Origin of the sequence: Pseudomonas sp. NPDC087185, assembly GCF_044744955.1 — a bacterium.
In the GTDB taxonomy this organism is placed as follows: domain Bacteria; phylum Pseudomonadota; class Gammaproteobacteria; order Pseudomonadales; family Pseudomonadaceae; genus Aquipseudomonas.
Window position 1 is genome coordinate 1,056,448 of the sequence record NZ_JBIUZK010000001.1, and the last position, 18,528, is coordinate 1,074,975.

General features: G+C 57.3%; 13 protein-coding genes, 4 tRNA genes and 1 pseudogene. 10 read left to right on the plus strand and 8 right to left on the minus strand.

All coding sequences use genetic code 11. The features are described 5' to 3' along the window. Positions 1 to 137 precede the first annotated feature (137 nt). Entirely contained in the window at positions 138 to 2,111 is a 1,974-nt protein-coding gene (locus ACIPIJ_RS05030) for a BCCT family transporter (RefSeq protein WP_401073280.1), read from the minus strand. 1,330 nt (positions 2,112 to 3,441) lie between these two features. Between ACIPIJ_RS05030 and ACIPIJ_RS05035 the strand changes: the two are divergent. The 3 genes and pseudogenes from ACIPIJ_RS05035 to drt3b form a co-directional block, all read left to right on the plus strand. Beyond that, positions 3,442 to 3,765: pseudogene (locus ACIPIJ_RS05035) on the plus strand (ATP-binding protein); the annotation flags it as partial. Between the two features lie 118 nt (positions 3,766 to 3,883). Next, positions 3,884 to 5,158 (plus strand): antiviral reverse transcriptase Drt3a, encoded by a 1,275-nt coding sequence (gene drt3a, locus ACIPIJ_RS05040; RefSeq protein WP_401073283.1) that lies wholly within the window; start codon positions 3,884 to 3,886, stop codon positions 5,156 to 5,158. Continuing rightward, positions 5,155 to 7,125, plus strand: a complete 1,971-nt coding sequence (drt3b, locus tag ACIPIJ_RS05045; RefSeq protein ID WP_401073285.1) for an antiviral reverse transcriptase Drt3b — start codon at positions 5,155 to 5,157, stop codon at positions 7,123 to 7,125. The genes drt3a and drt3b overlap by 4 nt, the downstream gene beginning before the upstream one ends. 993 nt (positions 7,126 to 8,118) lie before the next feature. On the opposite strand, the gene ACIPIJ_RS05050 is transcribed toward drt3b, so the two are convergent. Next, positions 8,119 to 8,194 (minus strand) — tRNA-Thr (locus ACIPIJ_RS05050). A gap of 69 nt (positions 8,195 to 8,263) precedes the next feature. Further along, positions 8,264 to 8,674, minus strand: coding sequence for a pilin (locus tag ACIPIJ_RS05055; protein WP_401073288.1), 411 nt, complete (start codon positions 8,672 to 8,674; stop codon positions 8,264 to 8,266). 215 nt (positions 8,675 to 8,889) lie between these two features. Here ACIPIJ_RS05055 and ACIPIJ_RS05060 point away from each other — a divergent pair, with 215 nt between their 5' ends. From ACIPIJ_RS05060 to yacG, 4 genes are read left to right on the plus strand one after another with little or no spacing between them, the layout of a single operon-like run. Next, the gene (locus tag ACIPIJ_RS05060) at positions 8,890 to 10,098 is read left to right on the plus strand and encodes a type II secretion system F family protein (RefSeq protein ID WP_401073291.1); all 1,209 of its coding nucleotides are present in this window, start codon (positions 8,890 to 8,892) and stop codon (positions 10,096 to 10,098) included. A 2-nt stretch (positions 10,099 to 10,100) separates the two neighbouring features. Continuing rightward, positions 10,101 to 10,967, plus strand: coding sequence for a prepilin peptidase (locus tag ACIPIJ_RS05065; RefSeq protein ID WP_401073294.1), 867 nt, complete (start codon positions 10,101 to 10,103; stop codon positions 10,965 to 10,967). Further along, complete coding sequence (gene coaE / locus ACIPIJ_RS05070; protein ID WP_401073297.1) at positions 10,967 to 11,590, plus strand: dephospho-CoA kinase; 624 nt, start codon at positions 10,967 to 10,969, stop codon at positions 11,588 to 11,590. The genes ACIPIJ_RS05065 and coaE overlap by 1 nt, the downstream gene beginning before the upstream one ends. Then, positions 11,587 to 11,787 (plus strand): DNA gyrase inhibitor YacG, encoded by a 201-nt coding sequence (gene yacG, locus ACIPIJ_RS05075; protein ID WP_401073300.1) that lies wholly within the window; start codon positions 11,587 to 11,589, stop codon positions 11,785 to 11,787. Before coaE ends, yacG begins: the two co-directional genes overlap by 4 nt. A gap of 74 nt (positions 11,788 to 11,861) precedes the next feature. On the opposite strand, the gene ACIPIJ_RS05080 is transcribed toward yacG, so the two are convergent. Continuing rightward, positions 11,862 to 12,608: an energy-coupling factor ABC transporter permease gene (locus ACIPIJ_RS05080; protein WP_401073302.1), complete on the minus strand. Its 747-nt coding sequence runs from the start codon at positions 12,606 to 12,608 to the stop codon at positions 11,862 to 11,864. A 35-nt stretch (positions 12,609 to 12,643) separates the two neighbouring features. On the opposite strand from ACIPIJ_RS05080, the gene ACIPIJ_RS05085 reads away from it, so the two are divergent. The 3 genes from ACIPIJ_RS05085 (at position 12,644) to ACIPIJ_RS05095 (ending at position 14,960) form a co-directional block, all read left to right on the plus strand. Further along, positions 12,644 to 13,273, plus strand: coding sequence for a DUF1780 domain-containing protein (locus tag ACIPIJ_RS05085; protein WP_267818893.1), 630 nt, complete (start codon positions 12,644 to 12,646; stop codon positions 13,271 to 13,273). Positions 13,274 to 13,406: 133 nt separating this feature from the next. Further along, positions 13,407 to 13,580, plus strand: a complete 174-nt coding sequence (locus ACIPIJ_RS05090; protein WP_346615901.1) for a DUF3094 domain-containing protein — start codon at positions 13,407 to 13,409, stop codon at positions 13,578 to 13,580. Positions 13,581 to 13,664: 84 nt separating this feature from the next. After that, the gene (locus ACIPIJ_RS05095) at positions 13,665 to 14,960 is read left to right on the plus strand and encodes an NAD(P)/FAD-dependent oxidoreductase (protein ID WP_401073306.1); all 1,296 of its coding nucleotides are present in this window, start codon (positions 13,665 to 13,667) and stop codon (positions 14,958 to 14,960) included. A 120-nt stretch (positions 14,961 to 15,080) separates the two neighbouring features. On the opposite strand, the gene ACIPIJ_RS05100 is transcribed toward ACIPIJ_RS05095, so the two are convergent. The 4 genes from ACIPIJ_RS05100 to clpB form a co-directional block, all read right to left on the minus strand. Further along, positions 15,081 to 15,156: transfer RNA gene (locus ACIPIJ_RS05100), tRNA-Lys, on the minus strand. 6 nt (positions 15,157 to 15,162) lie between these two features. Beyond that, positions 15,163 to 15,239 (minus strand) — tRNA-Pro (locus ACIPIJ_RS05105). Between the two features lie 4 nt (positions 15,240 to 15,243). Beyond that, positions 15,244 to 15,319, minus strand: a tRNA-Asn gene (locus ACIPIJ_RS05110). Positions 15,320 to 15,742: 423 nt separating this feature from the next. After that, on the minus strand, positions 15,743 to 18,307 hold the full coding sequence (gene clpB, locus ACIPIJ_RS05115) for an ATP-dependent chaperone ClpB (protein WP_401073309.1): 2,565 nt from the start codon (positions 18,305 to 18,307) through the stop codon (positions 15,743 to 15,745). Positions 18,308 to 18,528: the final 221 nt, after the last annotated feature.

Below are 18,528 nucleotides of genomic sequence, written 5' to 3' on the forward strand. Positions count from 1 at the left end.
TCGCTCGCAGTGCCAGACCAGAGACCCTTGGCGGCATCGTGGAATTCTAAGGCAATCGCGCTTGCCAGCCCTGCCTTTCGATGCGTTTTTTTGAACGGCTAGCCAACGTTGCCGTTGGCCAGCCCGCCCGTATCGGCTCAACTCACCACATGAAGGTAATGCAGGTGACGTTCGTATTGATCGAGTATGTCGCCGATCACATCCTCACGGCTCCAGCCCATCACGTCGTAATCCTGGCCTCCTTCACGCAGATACACCTCGGCACGAAAGTACTTGCGCGCATCGCTGCCTTCGTCCGTGTCGCGCAGTACGAAGCTGGGGGAATTGAAGGCACGAGGCCGTACCTCGTACCTGAAGCGCCCTTCGCCTGCGTGGGAAAGCTCCAGCGCAACACGGCCATCTTCGCGCTCCTCGACCGTGACGTCGTAGCCTTGCTTGCGCAGCTCCTGGGCCACTTCCTCGCAGGCCGGCTTGACCACCTCGGTGATGAAGCGGGTGACGTGCGCCCTGCGCGGCATCATGGCGATGTTACGCAGGCGCCGCTGCCAGCCACCGTGGCCCTGGCGATGCTGGCGCTGCCCGGGCATGGCCTGGGTGCGCAGCCCTCGCCGCGTGGCATCCAGCCCGAGTGCCTTGAACAGCCCCCAGATGGCAAACAACAGGATCACCGCGAACGGCAAGGCGCTGGCGATGGTGGCGGCCTGCAGCGCCTTGAGGCCGTTGGCCAGCAACAAGGCGATGGCCACCGCGCCCATGGTCACCGACCAGAACACGCGCTGCCACAAGGGCGAATGGCCTTTGCCCGACGAAGCCAGCATGTCCACGACCAACGCGCCGGAGTCTGCCGAAGTGACGAAGAACACCACCACCATCAGCACCGCCAGCATCGAAACCGCCGTCGACCACGGGAAATGCTGCAGAAACGCGAACAACGCCAGCGAACTGTCCTGCTCGACCACCCCCGCAAGCTCCTGGGCACCGCCATGCATGATCATGTGGATGGCAGAATCACCGAACACCGTCATCCACAGCAAGGTGAACCCGGTCGGCACCAACAGCACACCGCAGACGAACTCGCGAATGGTACGGCCACGGGAAATCCGCGCGATGAACAGCCCGACAAAGGGCGACCAGGACAGCCACCAGCCCCAGTAGAGCAAGGTCCAGCCGCCGATCCAGTCGGTGGGCTCGTAGGCGAACAGGTTGAAGGTCTTGTTGACGATATCGGACAGGTACGCCCCGGTGTTCTGCACATAGGCCTGCAGCAGGAACACCGTCGGCCCCACCGCCAGCACGAAGAGCATCAGCACCACTGCCAGGCCAAGGTTGAGCTCGGACAGGATGCGGATACCCTTGTCGAGCCCGCTGGCGACCGACAAGGTGGCCAGTGCGCAGGTAACGGCAATCAGGATGACCTGCACCGTGGTACTGATCGGCAGGCCGAACAACTGGTTCAGGCCGCTGTTGATCTGCAGCACCCCATAACCGAGCGAGGTGGCCACCCCGAACACAGTACCCAGGATCGCGAAGATATCCACCGCATGCCCGATCGGCCCGTAGATGCGCTCGCCGATCAACGGGTACAACGCCGAACGAAGGGTCAACGGCAGCCCATTGCGAAAGCTGAAATACGCCAGGATCAGCGCGACGATGGCGTAGATCGCCCAGGCGTGCAGCCCCCAGTGGAAGAACGTGATGTTCATCGCCTCGCGCGCCGCGGCCACCGTGTCGGGGTCACCCACGGGCGGGTTGATGTAGTGCATCACCGGCTCGGCCACGCCAAAGAACATCAGGCCAATGCCCATGCCTGCGGAAAACAGCATGGCGAACCAGCTTTTGTTGGCGTAGTCCGGCTCGCTGTGGTCCGGGCCCAGCTTGATATCGCCATAACGGCTAACCGCCAGGAACACCACGCTGATCAGCACCACCGCCACGGCCAGGATGTAGAACCAGCTGGCGTTGGTGACGATCCATTGCTGCACGTGCTCGAAAATACGTTGGGCAGGCTCTTGGAACAGGCTGGCGTATAGCACCAGTAACAGGACAAGCACTGCGCTGGTAAAGAAAACGGGCGGGTTGATGGTGCTTCTGCGTTTTTGCTCTGCACTCACAGGCAGTACTCCTTCTGGCGTTCAACGCTGCGCCTCGCTGGTCGTCTTACCGACCGCCCTCGGCGCATGTGAATCAAAGATGCTGAAACCGCACTGTCGGTTCCAATGCATCCCGAGTTCAAGCGCTTTGCCTGGCCATCGGGCCAGGCGGGAAGAATCCCGCCACGAAAGAGAAAAATCGCTGCTGCACCGGTGATTCGGCTGAGCCCACCGTCGGTGCACGTCATGCCTCTTAGCCCTCATGACCAACCGTTCAAAACTTACGGATTACCAAAGCTCCGCGACCGGCCTTATCAAGACTCCCCAGCATTACCTTGCAACAAACTCGTTTTGCCGCGCATTGCCTGTGCAGTCCACCACGCTGACTTAAGCTTAAGCAGCGACCCTGGCGTTGTGAATGTCTGCCGCGACCTCAGCAATCGCCCTGCAAAGTGCCTGGGTTGCGAGATCAACATCGGTTTCCGCGCTTGCCGCTGTAGGGTAAGCCCGAAGATGCTCTCGTTGGTGGGCGCCAACCCGGCAGCTCACAACACCGGCATTTATCTGCATGCCATGCTGCACCACAAGCCGCATGGCATCAGCCCCATCCACGATCGGGTCCCACGGAATCCAGGCAACGCAGTCTCCGAAATCTCGGTAATAGCCTGCCGAGCCATTCTGGAATGACAGCTCTAGCCCGATGGACCTGGCTGACAACTCAATCAACTCGCGATCTAACACTCTGCCTCCCACCTATCCAAAATGAGTGCGTCACGAAGCGATATCACAACGCCATCAGTAAAGCGCGATTGTGACAAATCTGGGGTGGGTCAGCCAGTGCTGGGGAGCCCAACAGTGGATGAGCGGGCATCTCAAAATTTTCTCAAAAGCGAAAAGGCATTATCTGGATAGAATCGGGGTAGTCCGTAAACGTTGATCAAAACCTGATCGGCAGTCTGATAGTTGCCTAGAAAATCATTCAACCGTAAGTGGAAAACCGCGCCCCTCTATTCAAAACACAAAGATGCGGAGGCTAAAAAACAGCCACAAAAAACCCGCACAAGGCGGGCTTTTCTGAGGTGCCAATTAGCGAGAAACCGCCACTGGCCAATCTGGATGTGGTGCCGGAGACAGACGGACGGGTGTTGGTCGTGAGGGCCCGATTTTTGCGGGGCTGGAATTTGGTGGATTTCTAGCTGTACCTCATAGGGTATCTATAAAAAAATCAGCTAGTTATGGCTTTCCGTGGAATCGAATCAGGAATTTTTAAGCTTCAATGTGAGCTACGCCTCCCCGCTTTTCCTAAGTGGCTAAGGCATAAAACGACTCATAGCTGCCCCTCTTGCGAGGGGCAGCAATCGGCCAATTGCGGCCGGTACAAGGGGTGTTACCCGCTGCGCTTGCGGCGCGTGACGCCGGGCGCTGCCTGGTGGTGCCTCGGGTAAATGCAGAGGAAGCCAGCCTGGCCAACGAGCTGACGGTGATCGCGGCGGAGCACCTGCTGGAGCTGGTCGGGCATTTCACCGGCACCGCGCCCCTGGTGCCGTTCAAGGCCAACGGGCTGGTCCTGGCCGACCGGCCCTATCTCGACCTGTCGGAGGTACAAGGCCAGGAGGCGGCCAAGCGGGCTCTGCTGGTCGCCGCGACCGGGGCGCACAATCTGCTAATGTTGGGCAACAATACACCCACCCTAAACAGTGCTCCGACTGATCCTCCGTCGTCATGGCATTTAGCAATTGGCTTTGATACCGTTCTGGAATCACATAGAGGCAGGAAATGGGACGGCAACAGCGATGAGAGAACAGCCGTATACGCCCACGAATTTGGGTCGACGAATAACATTCGCTGACAAATGCAAGGATGGCAGCCTTAACGTTTCTGATGCTCGACGAAAAGCCGCGACAGCGTCGTCGCAACGTATATTAAGCGGAACCGCATTTTGTTCAGGCATTACCTCTTTCCGCCTTGGAAGTAAGTTTGGCTACGGCTTCGGAGATATCACAGATACTCTTATCGCAAGACTTTTGGCTAAAAACATTCGTTCGGCTTACCCCGCCTCGCAGACAAATAGACAGTTTCTTGTGAGCAATAGTATCTCAATAATGCAAGAGTGCCTGGGATATAATGTGTATCGCTACGACATCAAAAGTTTTTATGAGAGCATCGACCGAAAGCTATTATTAGAAAAAATCATAAGCGATGGGATCTGTACTTGGCAAACCATACTCCTAATTCAAAAGCTTTTCAACATACTAGACATCTATGAAATACCCGGCTTACCAAGAGGGCTGTCCATTAGCGGTGCCTTAGCTGAATTACGCATGCTGGAGTTTGACCAATCAATAAGACATGATAATGACGTATTTTTTTACGGACGGTTTGTCGATGATGTCATTGCCATTACATCCGACAGAAAGGACAAAGAAATATTCGATGAGTTCGTTACCGAATGCTTACCTTCAGAACTAGTTCTGCATGACGGGGAAAAACGTTCCTTCTACCCGATACCTCCGATTCACTCTGCAAAAAAGAGAAACGAATCCGTACAAAGGTATTACGAACTCAGCTATCTCGGCTATCGAATTAAAATCTCAAACAACAGCACAAACGACGTACTGCTCGGCGCATCCCGACGCGAAGTGTTAGTTGACATATCAGAGAATAAAATTCTTAAACTTCAATCAAGGCTTATCAAGTCATTCACCAACTATATTGGAAGCAAAAGAAAAGCCAGCGACTTTAAGCTTTTGAAAAACAGAATACGCGCAATAACCGGAAACTATGAGATTCGCGACCCCACGACAAAGATAACAATCAAAACCGGAATATATTTTAACTACATCCATAAAAACACAAGCGTTGACTGTGCCCTTTTAAAACTAGACCGATTCTTCAGGGGACTGATCTTTTCAAACGACTTCCCACTTTCCAAAAGAATACAAAAAGCGCTATCAATGCGAAGACGAAAAATGTTGATCGGATATAGCTTTAAAACTGGATTTGACAGTCAGCGCTTCCACTCTTTCTCGTACAAGAGCTTCGAAGTAATAAAAAAGGTTTGGTTATGAGTATAAGCAAGCCATCACAGCGGGTTCGTAAGCAGGACTATGGGCGCATACTATTAACTGAGACCTGCCCCTATGAAACACCCGTCATCTTCGACAACTTCGGATTATACAAACAAGTTCAGAGACTAGACGAAAGGCCTGAGGACATAAAAAAGATAATTATTCATCTTCTCACAGACCCAAAAGAGCCAAAATTCTCTATACCCTACGTTTACAACATAAGAAAAGACTTTGAATCGCCCCGCACCCTATCTTTAATCCATCCTCGCTCGCAGCTACACTTTGTTGAACTATACAAAAAGTTTGACAACCAAATATTACTTTGCTGCACTAAAAGCAAGTTCAGCCTAAGAGCACCGCTAAAAGTAACCAGCAAATACTTCATAAAAAACCAACAAGAAAACATAAAGAAGTACAGGTCCGACAAGATAGCCTCGGCTGAATCCGAGTTAAGCGACCGCCATCTTACTTCTTACTTTGCGTACGGAGAGAACATCCGGCTTCATAAATTTTTTGAATCTTTTGACTACCTGAGCTTAGAAAAGAAATATTCTCAATTCTGGTCCATGGACATTTCAAAGTGCTTTGACAGCATTTATACTCATTCAATAGCGTGGGCTATAAAGACGAAAGAGTACACTAAGCGCCACATAGGAATAGATGGGGTTTTTGGTGACATCTTCGATACAACCATGCGCTGCTCAAACTACAATGAGACGGCTGGCATTCCAATTGGACCTGAGATTAGCCGAATTTTTGCCGAGATCATATTCCAAGAGATAGATGAACGAGTAGAAAAGAAACTGCTCGCCCTGGGATACAAAGTAGACACTCACTACACCATACGAAGATATGTAGATGACTTCTTTATATTCTCAAACTCGGACATTGTTTCAAATCAAGTTGCGCACACCATCGAATCAGAGTGCAAAGCATACAAGCTTAACATCAATGAGTCTAAGACCCTAAAAGCAGAAAGACCCTTTATTACCTCTAAAACCAAATCTCTCAGGTCGGTACAACGGAGACTTTTCTCTCTTAAAGAATCATTATTCGAAGGCGAAGATTATGGCTCGCCGCGAAAGCTGTCGAATCAAAAAACTGTTACATTGCATTTCATTGATGACATTAAAGCAGCCTGCAGTTCTGACCCAGACGCATATCAACTCATTAGTGGCTATGTAGTCGGCTGGTTGAGCAACCGAATTATCTCGGCGACCGACGAAAATATAAACCGAACAAACTTGGAGCCTAAACTCCAAGCATTTACAAACTTTTACAGCTTCACAATTCGTGCAATATTCCACTTCTACAGCATCAACCCGAGCCACCGTTCATCTGTCAAGCTTTGCACAGCAGTGAAGCTTGCTTGCATGTTCTACGAAAAACATATGCCGCACGAAGTCGACAATATCAAAACCCTTATATACCAGCTATGCAAGGAGTTTTTTACGGGGAGTGGACATCTAGGAACATTATCTACAGACAGAAATGTTAGCCTATTAGAAGCGATGAATATTCTAGCCTTATGCAAAGAGCTTGGGCCACAATATCTCCTACCCAAAGAAGCATTACATGGTATCGCCAAACTCTCTTCAGATGACCACCTGAATTACTTTGAGATAATCAGTCTACTCTACTATATCGGGGAAGAGTCATTCTATATAGAAGCCAAAAACAAAATCCAAAAGAGCATAAAGCATCACTTGATTTACCTAGACGACATACGGGTCAACTCGCATAAGATTCACTTGGTACTGGACTTATTGACCTGCCCTTACATAGACGTGGAGCTTCGGAAAGAAACTGCTATTCGCCTACATGAGCTAGTGCATAACAGTAAGCCAGGAAAAGAAAAACTGAAAACCCTACTAAAATTCTTTGACGAAAACATCTGGTTTGTTAACTGGCGAAGCTTCGATCTTTTGACAGTCCTAGAGAAAAAGGAATTGCTTAGCGGTTACTAATTGGCTAGGATACTTGATGAAGAGGCACGATGGGCTTTACACCGCAAGGTGGCTACTTATGAGATCGGGTGCTCGCATCGGAAGGATTAGGTCTCGTTGCTTTTAGCAATGGCGGGCAACCGCACACACTATACCTGTCGTGCCTCTTCACCCTCGCTAGCCTAGCCTGCCCTATTCTCGGTCCATTTGCATTGCATCAAATGCAGGGCCACTCCCCCCTGCTCCCCCTTAAACTATAACGAAGAAAGATTAGATCAAACCCCTCCTGCCCCGTAGGCACCCGACTTATGGCCTAAACACCTCAAACGACGCTCCTTTCTACTCAGCGGCGACTTTAATGAGTTCTTCCTAGGGAATGTTTAGTCCCCTTGCTGTGAATCGCCCCTGGTCTCCTAGAGACTCTCCAAGCTCAGGAAATAGCGTTTCTCATACTCTACTGCAAAGGCCACATCAGAAGAAGCCCCTAAAATTGAAAGAATAATTTCCGACAAATTAACACCTGACCAAAGAGAAGCAGAGCTCGAAACTTTTATAACACAGCAAACCAAGGCCAACTCAGTAAATAACTGGACACACGCATTTTACCAGTCTATTCATCCACAACTGGGAAATATCTGCGCATAAAACCCACACTTTAAAATATAAAAACAACACGCGACTGGTGAGTAGAGCGCCGTAAAAAAGTGCTCTACTAAAATCACGACAATCAAATTATCATATTTATAAATCAAGCACTCGCGCACTAGCGGTTAAAAGTTACTGTTCGGAACTGCACCATTTCACGAATGCCAGCTACCGATCAGCGTGCCTTAATGATCACCGCCGAACATACCTTTCAGTGCCTGCAGCCCTGCGTAGCTGTATCCCACAAATATCCCCGGTTATTGGGGATTTAGTTGGTTCCCGACGGAGGGTCGTGGAAACGATAAATTGGCCAGAAGGCCGGTTTAGAGGGCTTCCAAAGCATTCAGCGGAATGCAGTGGAGCTGGATGTGGTGCCGGAGACAGGAATCGAACCTGCGACCTTCGCGTTACGAGTGCGCTGCTCTACCGACTGAGCTACACCGGCGTGTAGCGCAACGTACCACTGCGGCACTCGTTACGCAAACCCCTGTTTCCCCTACTTATTGCCCTGCCCTCACGCCCCTTTGCAGCCGCTCGGCGCCAGATCGTCCTCGATGGTGGTGGCGCAGCTCCAACCGCTGGCCGAACGGGTCAGGGTGAGGGCTTTGCCGACCACGTTGGCAGGCGCGTCGACCAGGGTGCAGACGATGCTGCCGTTGCCGTTGGCGGCCGTGCCTTGGGCCGTGATCGCACAGTGCGCGGTCGCGGGTTGGCCGCCGAGTGCGGCCACGTCGGGCACGTCCTTGCCTTCGTTCAGGCGCAGGTCCATGGCTGTCCTCAGCGCGGAGATTTCCAGCAGGCCGGCGGTGGCTTTGGTGCGGGACTGGTGGTTGGTGTACATCGGGATGGCGATGGTCGCCAGGATGCCGATGATCGCGACGACGATCATCAGTTCGATAAGGGTGATACCGCGTTGCCCTTTCATGAACGTTTTCCTTTTTGATACGCGTATGCATTGAGGTCACTCTCGACCCCGGCTGGCAGCGGCGCAGTAGGCCTGAACAGACACCTTTTGTCACCCCTGCCTGCCGGGGCGTCATCTTCGCTGAACTACTCTAGTGAGCATCACGGACGCGCGCCCCTTCATGGATGCGGCAAGCTGTTTCCAAGCTTGTCACACGGGCAGAAAAGGACCTTTGCATGAACCATTCGACACAGCTTTATGCCTGGCATGGCACCAATGCCAGTGGGGCGCCGGTCAGCGGCCAGGTGGCGGGGCGTAGCCCGGCGCATGTGCGTGCGGGCTTGCTGCGCCAGGGTATTCGCGTTGCCAGCCTGCGGCGTGCCAGCAGGCTGGCCTGGCGCTGGCCACAGCTGCGCGAGAAGAGCGACCCGGCGGGTTTCAGCCGGCAGCTGGCGACCTTGCTCAAGGCAGGCGTGCCGCTGTTGCAGGCGTTCGAGGTGATGGGGCGCAGTGGTTGCAGCGCCGGGCAGGCGGCGTTGTTGGCGGGATTGAAACAGGATGTGGCGTCGGGGCTGGGGTTGGCCGATGCGCTGCAGCGCCATCCGCTGTGGTTCGACGGGTTGTACTGCAACCTGGTGCGGGTGGGGGAGCAGTCGGGTACGCTCGACCGCCAACTGGAACAACTGGCGGGCATGCTGGAGCAGGGCCAGGCGCTGCGCAAACGGGTGCGCAAGGCCATGCTCTACCCGCTGCTGCTGTTGCTGACCGGGCTGGGCGTGTCGGCGATTTTGTTGCTGGAAGTGATTCCACGGTTTCAGAGCCTGTTTGCCGGGTTCGATGCGGCACTGCCGGCATTCACGCAATGGGTCATCGACTTGTCCACAGGGCTGGCGCGGCATGCACCGCTGCTGCTGATCACTGCCCTCGCACTGGTGTTCGGGGTGCGCCAGCTGTATCGAACCCATGCGCCAGCGCGCCTGTGGATATCTTCACAGGTGCTGCGTTTACCGGTGTTCGGCGGGCTGCTCGCGCAGGCGGCGCTGGCCCGTTTTGCGCGCAGCCTGGCCACGGCTTATGCCGCCGGGGTGCCGCTGCTGGATGCGCTGGGCACGGTGGCCAAGGCCAGCGGAAGCGATTTGCATGAACAGGCGATTCAGCGGCTGCGCCAGGGCATGGCCAATGGGCAGGGGCTGAACCAGGCAATGGCCGTGGAGCCGCTGTTCCCGCCATTGCTGGTGCAGCTTACGGCCATCGGCGAATCCAGCGGTACGCTGGACCAGATGCTGGAGAAAGCCGCCAGCCATTACGAGGAACAGGTCAGCCAGGCGCTGGACCAGTTGACCAGCCTGCTGGAGCCGGCCATCGTGCTGATCCTGGGCCTGCTGGTCGGCGGCCTGGTGGTGGCGATGTACCTGCCGATCTTCCAGTTGGGTAGTTTGATCTGAACATGACTTTATGGACTTTCCTGGCTGAACAGCCAGCGTACTTCTTGGCCTTGGCGGCGCTGCTCGGCTTGCTGGTCGGCAGCTTCATCAATGTAGTGGTCTATCGCCTGCCGATCATGCTGGAGCGCCAATGGCAGCGTGAGGCGCAGGAGGTTTTGGGGCTACCGACCGTTGCGCACGAGCGTTTCGACCTGTGCCTGCCCGCTTCACGCTGCCCGCACTGTGCGCACCCGATCCGCGCCTGGGAGAATGTTCCGCTGCTCAGCTACCTGGCCTTGCGCGGGCGCTGTTCTGCTTGCAAGCACCCCATCAGCGCACGTTATCCACTGGTCGAACTGGCCTGTGCGCTGCTCTCGCTGACGGTCGCCTGGCATGCGGGGCCCGGCTTGCAAGCAATGGCCCTGCTGCCGCTCACCTGGAGCCTACTGGCACTGAGCCTGATCGACCATGACCAGCAACTGCTGCCCGATGTGCTGGTGTTGCCGACGCTCTGGCTGGGGCTGATCGTCAATGCCTTCCACACCGTGGTGCCGTTGCCCGATGCCCTCTGGGGCGCGGTGGCCGGTTACCTCAGCCTGTGGACGGTGTATTGGTTGTTCAAACTGATCACCGGCAAGGAAGGCATGGGCTACGGCGACTTCAAGCTGCTGGCACTGATCGGCGCCTGGGGTGGCTGGCAGGTGGTGCCGCTGACCTTGATGTTGTCGTCGGTGGTCGGGGCGGTGGTCGGGCTGTGCCTGCTGCGCCTTCGCAAGCATTCGGTCGGCACGGCGATACCTTTTGGCCCTTATCTGGCCATTGCGGGGTGGATTGCTGTGCTCTGGGGTGATGAAATATACGCCTCCTACCTGCAACTGCTTGGATTCTGATGACCACTGCGGCCTTCACCCCCTGGATACTCGGGCTTACCGGCGGCATCGGCAGCGGCAAGAGCGCCGCCGCCGAGCGCTTCGTCGAGCTTGGCGTGCACCTGGTCGATGCCGATCAGGCCGCACGTTGGGTGGTCGAACCTGGCCGCCCAGCCCTGGCCAGCATCGTCGAGCGCTTTGGCCCTGGCGTGCTGTTGGACGACGGCCAGCTCGATCGTGCGGCGTTGCGCCAGCTGATCTTCGCCGACCCGGCCCAGCGCAAATGGCTGGAACAGCTGCTGCACCCGCTGATCGGGCAGGAGATTTTCAGCTACCTGGCCAAGGCCGAGTCGCCGTATGCGGTGTATGTGTCGCCGCTGCTGATCGAGTCTGGCCAGTACCAGAAAACCCAGCGCGTGCTGGTGATCGATGCACCACAAGAACTGCAGGTGGCGCGCACCTTGCTGCGTGACAACACCAGCGCCGAGCAGGTGCAGGCGATTCTCAAGGCCCAGCTGGCCCGCGAGGAGCGCTTGCGCCATGCCGATGACGTGGTGGTCAACGACAGCGACCTTGCCGCGCTGCATGCGCAGATCGACCATCTGCACCACTTTTACCTGACTTTACGAGGAGGCCAGCCATGAGCCAGCCATTGACCGTCGATTGCCCGACCTGTGGCGCACCTGTGGAATGGAACGAGAAGAGCGCGTTCCGGCCGTTCTGTTCTGACCGTTGCAAATTGATCGACCTGGGTGCCTGGGCGGCTGAGGAGCACAAGATTGCTGGCGCTGAAGAGTCCGAGGATGAATTGTATTCGGGGGACCTGGAGCCGCGGCACTAAGCAAGTTGCAAGCTGGGCTTGCTGTCCTCTTCGCGGCGGCCCGGCGGGAAGAGGACAGCACAGCCAGCACAAAATCAACGCTCTTCATCCTTCCACGGCGCCTGCAGGTACCGCGTGCGGTTGAACGTCTCCAGCCACTCCGGGCTGAACACCACCAGCGCACTGATCACCATGCCGTTGATGAACGCCTCCGGGAACATCATCAGCCACAGGTAGCCGACAAAGTCGCTGAGCCACTCGGGCATGGCGAACAGCCCATCCAGCCACAACAACCCCAGCCCTGCCAGCAGGCACACCAGCACGCTCAGTGCGGCAGGGAAAAAACCCGAGCAAAAGATGTAGACGAACAGATTACGTGGCTGCGCGCGTTCGACCAGGATCGCGCACACTTCGGTGACCAGTACCGGTAGGCCAATCAGCAGCAAGCCGTTGACCCCAAGTGCCGCCAGGTCCTGGCGCCCAAGCGCCAGCAAACCGAGCTGGGCAAGAAACCCGCCGAGCACCGCCAGTGGCCAGTCCAGCAGCAAGGTCACGGCGGTCATGCCGATAAAGTGGTACGACACACCGGTGTCGAAGTCGCGCCGCACCAACCACAGCGCAAACAGGCAGAACACCGTGCCGAACAGGAGGTGCTGCCGGCGGCTGTCGGTGAACAGTTCCAGCCAGCGGGTACGGCTGGCCGCCCACACCAGTAAAGGCACATAACCCAGCCAACCGAGGGTCAGGCTGGTATCGGACAAGACCTGCGCGCTGATCACGTAATGAATGCCCCTGTCGAGCCTGTGGACATACCTGAGTCTACACCCATTGCAAAACAGCATCTTATCGTCATGGTTTAGCGTCTAAGCTTGTCTGCATGGATGACTCAGACTACCTGCGCCTGCTCACCATCCAGGCCGAACAAGCCAACGCGTTCCTCTCCAATGCACGTAAATGGGAGCGGGAGCGATGGGTATGCCAGCGCCTGCTACAGGGGCTGAACATCCCCTATCGCAGCGAAGAGTTCACCCCGGCCGGCCAGGAACCACCGGATGTGCTCTTCCGCGATGCGTCGTTCGAGGTGTTTTTCGTGCTTGATGAAGGGCGACGCCTCAACGACGAGTGGCGCGAAGAGCTGCAGCGCCGGCGCAGTGCCTTTTCCCTGGCCCAGTTGGTGCGGCGCGAGGCACGGCCCAGGCGCATCGCCGCCACCGAGCTGCTGGCGCGGCTGGCACCGACCCTGCGCAAGAAGGCGCACAACTACCGGGAACGCGGGCTGGACCTGAGCGAGCTGGACATCATCGCCTTCGCCAGCCTCAAGCGCGAAGTACTCGACCTCAATACCCATTTCCCGCCGCCCACCGAATACCTGCGCCAGGGCTGGCGCTCGCTGTCACTGGTGGGGCCGACCTTTGCCCGGGTGCTGTTCGCCCACCCCGACGCGCCGGATTTTTTGCGTGGCAACCTGGGGCGCAGCATCGTGTTCGACGTGGGCATCAGTCTTTGATCCAGTGCCGAGAGTCTTTGCGATGGCGTACACTCGGCGCCAGGGATAGAAAGCTTTATCATTTGTCTCAAGTACTTGCCCGAACGCTGTAGCGTTCAGGCAGTCACATACGTCTACCTGACGAGGCCCTGCCATGACCAGCCGACTGAATCCGGAAGATCAGCGTCGTGTCGATGAGTACCTGCAAGCCCCTCAGCACCAAGTCGAGCGCAAGCCCTTCAGGCCATGGCTGCTCCTTGTGCTGGTGCTGGCGGTGACCATCGGGTTGGGCCTCATCAGCCGCCTGTTGAGTGGACTGGTGCTATGAGCTGCCTCGCGCTCGCCCTCCCCTCATGCAGTTTGCGGCCGGCCCCCAGGGCCACGAATTCCGTAAACCTTATGAGATATCCCCATGACTCATCGCATCGTGATTGTCGGCGGCGGCGCCGGCGGCCTGGAACTGGCGACCCGCCTGGGTAAGACCCTGGGCAAGCGCAAGCAGGCCGAGATCACCCTGGTCGACGCCAACCTCACGCACATCTGGAAGCCACTGCTGCACGAAGTGGCCGCCGGCTCGCTCAACTCCTCGGAAGACGAACTGAACTACGTGGCCCAGGCCAAGTGGAACCACTTCAACTTCCAGCTGGGGCGCATGAGCGGCCTGGACCGTGAAGGCAAGCAAATCCAACTGGCCGCCACCCTCGACGAAGAGGGCCGCGAGCTGGTGCCTGCGCGCACCCTGCGTTACGACACCCTGGTCATTGCCGTGGGCAGCAACACCAACGACTTCGGCACCCTGGGCGCGGCGCAGCACTGCCTGTTCCTGGATACCCGCAAGCAGGCTGAGCGCTTCCACCAGCAACTGCTCAACCACTACCTGCGCGCCCACGCAGGCGACCAGGCCAGCCAGCAGATCAGCGTGGCGATCGTCGGCGCCGGTGCCACCGGTGTCGAACTGGCGGCAGAACTGCACCACGCCGCCCATGAGCTGGCCGCCTATGGCCTGGACCGCATCCAGCCCAAGGACATGCACATCACCGTGATCGAGGCGGGCCCGCGCGTGTTGCCGGCGCTGCCAGAGCGCATCAGCGTACCGGTGCACAAGACCCTGGAAAAACTCGGCGTGACGGTGATGACCAACGCTGCGGTCAGCGAAGTGACGGCGGATGGCCTGAAGACGGCCAGCGGCGAAGTGATCCAGGCCAGCCTGAAGGTGTGGGCTGCCGGTATTCGTGCGCCAGGCTTCCTCAAGGACATCGACGGCCTGGAAACCAACCGCATCAACCAGCTGGTGGTGCGCCCTACCCTGCAGACCACCCGTGACGATGACATCTTCGCCTTTGGCGACTGCGCCGCCTGCCCGCAGCCCGGCAGTGACCGCAATGTGCCGCCACGTGCACAGGCGGCTCACCAGCAGGCCGAAATGTTGGCCAAGAGCCTGAAGGCGCGCCTGGAGAACAAGCCGCTGCCGACCTACGCCTACAAGGACTACGGCTCGCTGGTTTCGCTGTCGCGCTTCTCGGCGGTAGGTAACTTGATGGGCAACCTGATGGGCAGCGTGAAGCTGGAAGGCTGGCTGGCGCGGATGTTCTATGTATCGCTGTACCGCATGCACCAGATGGCGCTGTACGGGTTCTTCCGCACGGCGATGATGATGCTGGGCAGCAAGATTGGCCGGGGCACGGAGCCGCGGCTGAAGTTGCACTGATCGTGCTGAAAAGGGGCCGCTGATGCGGCCCTTTTTTTTCGCCTGCGGTTGGCGGTGCTGGCCAACACTTTTCGCGAGACAAAAGAAAAAGGGCATCTCTGTCGAGATGCCCTCTTTACATGGTGGGTCGTGTAGGATTCGAACCTACGACCAATTGGTTAAAAGCCAACTGCTCTACCAACTGAGCTAACGACCCTGAAAATGGTCGGGGTGAGGGGATTCGAACTCCTGACATCCTGCTCCCAAAGCAGGCGCGCTACCGGACTGCGCTACACCCCGAGATTGGCTCCGCGACCTGGACTCGAACCAGGGACCCAATGATTAACAGTCATTTGCTCTACCGACTGAGCTATCGCGGAACTGAACTTCGGTACATCTTTACTGCTTCGAAGTCTGTGTTAGCTTCGAACCCTTCAGCTTCTCTGCTTTCGCTTTGTCGCTGCTGAGGCCGGCTATTCTACATTCTTCGTTTTGCTTGTCAACCACTTTTTTTCATTCAACTTACTGATTTCTAAGTTGTTTTGCTAACACCGATGTTCCTGGTGATTCGCTTAGTGCCTGACAACGCGGCGTATATTAGGGGCACTCTAATTTCTGCGCAAGCGTTTTTTTCAAAAATTTCAGCAAGTTATGAAAAAAACTGGCGGGGCCCCGATTTTTCGGGGTTTGGGCGGGCTTCTTCGCCAGCAAGCCGGCTCCCACAGGGCTCAATGCTGGCTGCCGAAACGTTACGGCCATAAAAAAGCCCCGCGGATGCGGGGCTGTTTTTTGAAGCGGATGGATCAGGCAAAGACGATTTCGTCGCCTTCCACCTTGGCAGTGATCGCCGAACCCGGCAGGAATTCGCCGGCCAGAATCAGTTGCGCCAGCGGGTTCTCGATCCAGCGCTGGATCGCCCGCTTCAGCGGCCGTGCGCCATACACCGGGTCGTAACCGACCGCGATCAGCTTGTCCAACGCCTCCGGGCCCAGGTTCAGTGCCAGTTCGCGTTCGGCCAGGCGGCTGCGCAGGCGACCGAGCTGGATCTCCGTGATGCCGGCGATCTGTTCGCGGCCCAGGGGTTCGAACACCACCACTTCGTCGATCCGGTTGATGAACTCCGGACGGAAGTGCGCACCCACCGCATCCATCACCGCCGCACGCTGAGCATCACGATCCCCCACCAGCTCCTGGATCTGCGCCGAGCCCAGGTTGGAGGTCATCACGATCACCGTGTTGCGGAAGTCCACGGTACGGCCATGGCTGTCGGTCAGGCGGCCATCCTCAAGCACCTGCAGCAGCACGTTGAACACATCCGGGTGGGCTTTCTCCACCTCGTCCAGCAGCACCACCGAGTAAGGCTTGCGGCGTACCGCCTCGGTCAGGTAACCGCCCTCTTCATAACCCACATACCCAGGTGGGGCGCCGATCAGGCGAGCCACGGAGTGTTTCTCCATGAACTCGGACATGTCGATGCGCACCATGGCCTCTTCAGTGTCGAACAGGAACTCGGCCAGCGCCTTGCACAGTTCGGTCTTGCCCACACCGGTCGGGCCGAGGAACAGGAACGAACCACTTGGCCGGTTCGGGTCGGACAAGCCAGCACGCGAACGGCGCACAGCGTTGGCCACGGCGGTGACGGCTTCGTTCTGGCCGATCACGCGCTGGTGCAGCAGGTCTTCCATTTTCAGCAGCTTCTCGCGCTCGCCTTCGAGCATCTTGGCCACCGGGATACCGGTCCACTTGGACACCACTTCGGCAATCTCTTCCTCGGTCACCTTGTTGCGCAGCAGCTGGTTCTCGGTCTTGCCGTGCTGGTCGACCATCTGCAGGCTGCGCTCCAGGTCCGGGATCACCCCGTACTGCAGCTCGGCCATACGGCTCAAGTCGCCTTTGCGGCGAGCCGCTTCCAGCTCCTGGCGGGCCTGCTCGATCTTTTGCTGGATCTGCGCCGAGCCCTGCACTTCTGCCTTTTCGGACGCCCAGATTTCTTCCAGGTCGGAATACTCGCGCTCCAGGCGCTCGATTTCTTCGGTCAGTTTTTCCAGGCGTTTTTTCGCCGCTTCGTCTTCTTCTTTCTTCAGCGCCTGCGATTCTACCTTCAGCTGGATCAGGCGACGGTCGAGGCGGTCGAGCACTTCCGGCTTGGAGTCGATTTCCATGCGGATGCGGCTGGCCGCCTCGTCGATGAGGTCGATGGCCTTGTCCGGCAGCTGGCGGTCGGTGATGTAACGGTGGCTGAGTTTGGCCGCAGCAATGATTGCGCCGTCGGTGATGGCGACCTTGTGGTGCACTTCGTAGCGCTCTTTCAGGCCGCGCAGGATGGCAATGGTGTCTTCCTCGCTCGGCTCTTCCACCAGTACCTTCTGGAAGCGGCGCTCCAGGGCGGCGTCCTTCTCGATGAACTGGCGGTATTCGTTGAGCGTGGTGGCGCCGACGCAGTGCAGCTCGCCACGGGCCAGGGCCGGCTTGAGCATGTTGCCGGCGTCCATGGCGCCCTCGCCTTTACCGGCGCCGACCATGGTGTGCAGCTCGTCGATGAACAGGATGATCTGGCCTTCCTGTTTGGACAGCTCGTTGAGCAGGCCTTTGAGGCGCTCTTCAAACTCGCCGCGGTACTTGGCACCGGCAATCAGCGCGCCCATGTCCAGCGCCAGCAGGCGCTTGCCTTTAAGGCCGTCGGGCACTTCACCGTTGATGATGCGCTGGGCCAGGCCTTCGGCGATGGCTGTCTTGCCCACGCCAGGCTCGCCGATCAGCACCGGGTTGTTCTTGGTCCGGCGCTGCAGCACCTGCACGGTGCGGCGGATTTCGTCGTCACGGCCGATCACCGGGTCCAGCTTGCCTTCTTCGGCACGCTTGGTCAGGTCGACGGTGTACTTGTCCAATGCCTGGCGCGACTCTTCGGCGTTGGCGTCATTCACCGCCGCGCCGCCGCGCAGGTTGTTGATGGCGTTTTCCAGGGCCTTCTTGCTCACACCCTGGCTCAGCAGCAGCTTGCCGAGCTTGCTGTTCTCGTCCATGGAGGCCAGCAGCACCAGTTCGCTGGAAATGAACTGATCGCCTTTTTGCTGGGCCAGACGGTCGGCCTGGTTGAGCAGACGCGCCAGGTCCTGCGACATGTTCACGTCGCCGGTGGGGTTCTGGATTTTCGGCAGCTGGTCGAGCTCTTTTACCAGGGCCTGGCGCAGGCTGTTGATGTCGAAGCCAACCTGCATCAGCAGTGGCTTGATCGAACCACCCTGCTGCTCGATCAGCGCCTGCAGCAGGTGCAAGGGCTCGATGGCGGGGTGGTCCATGCCAACGGCCAAGGACTGGGCATCGGATATCGCTAACTGAAGCTTGCTGGTTAAACGGTCTATTCGCATGGGAGTACCTTCCTGTAAGGGCAGGTCGGAGCGATGGACAGCACCTTTAATGTAGAAACCTGCCAGAGATGACCTTATAGATAAGGCTGATTCTGGAAGATTCAAGCGTAGCGGGGTTGACCGAGGTCAGTCTGATGGATTAGCGGAGGCCCATTCGCCGGCAAGCCGGTTCCCACAGGAAGGCGCAAACTTCAAGAAAGGTGGGTACTTGTAGGAGCCGG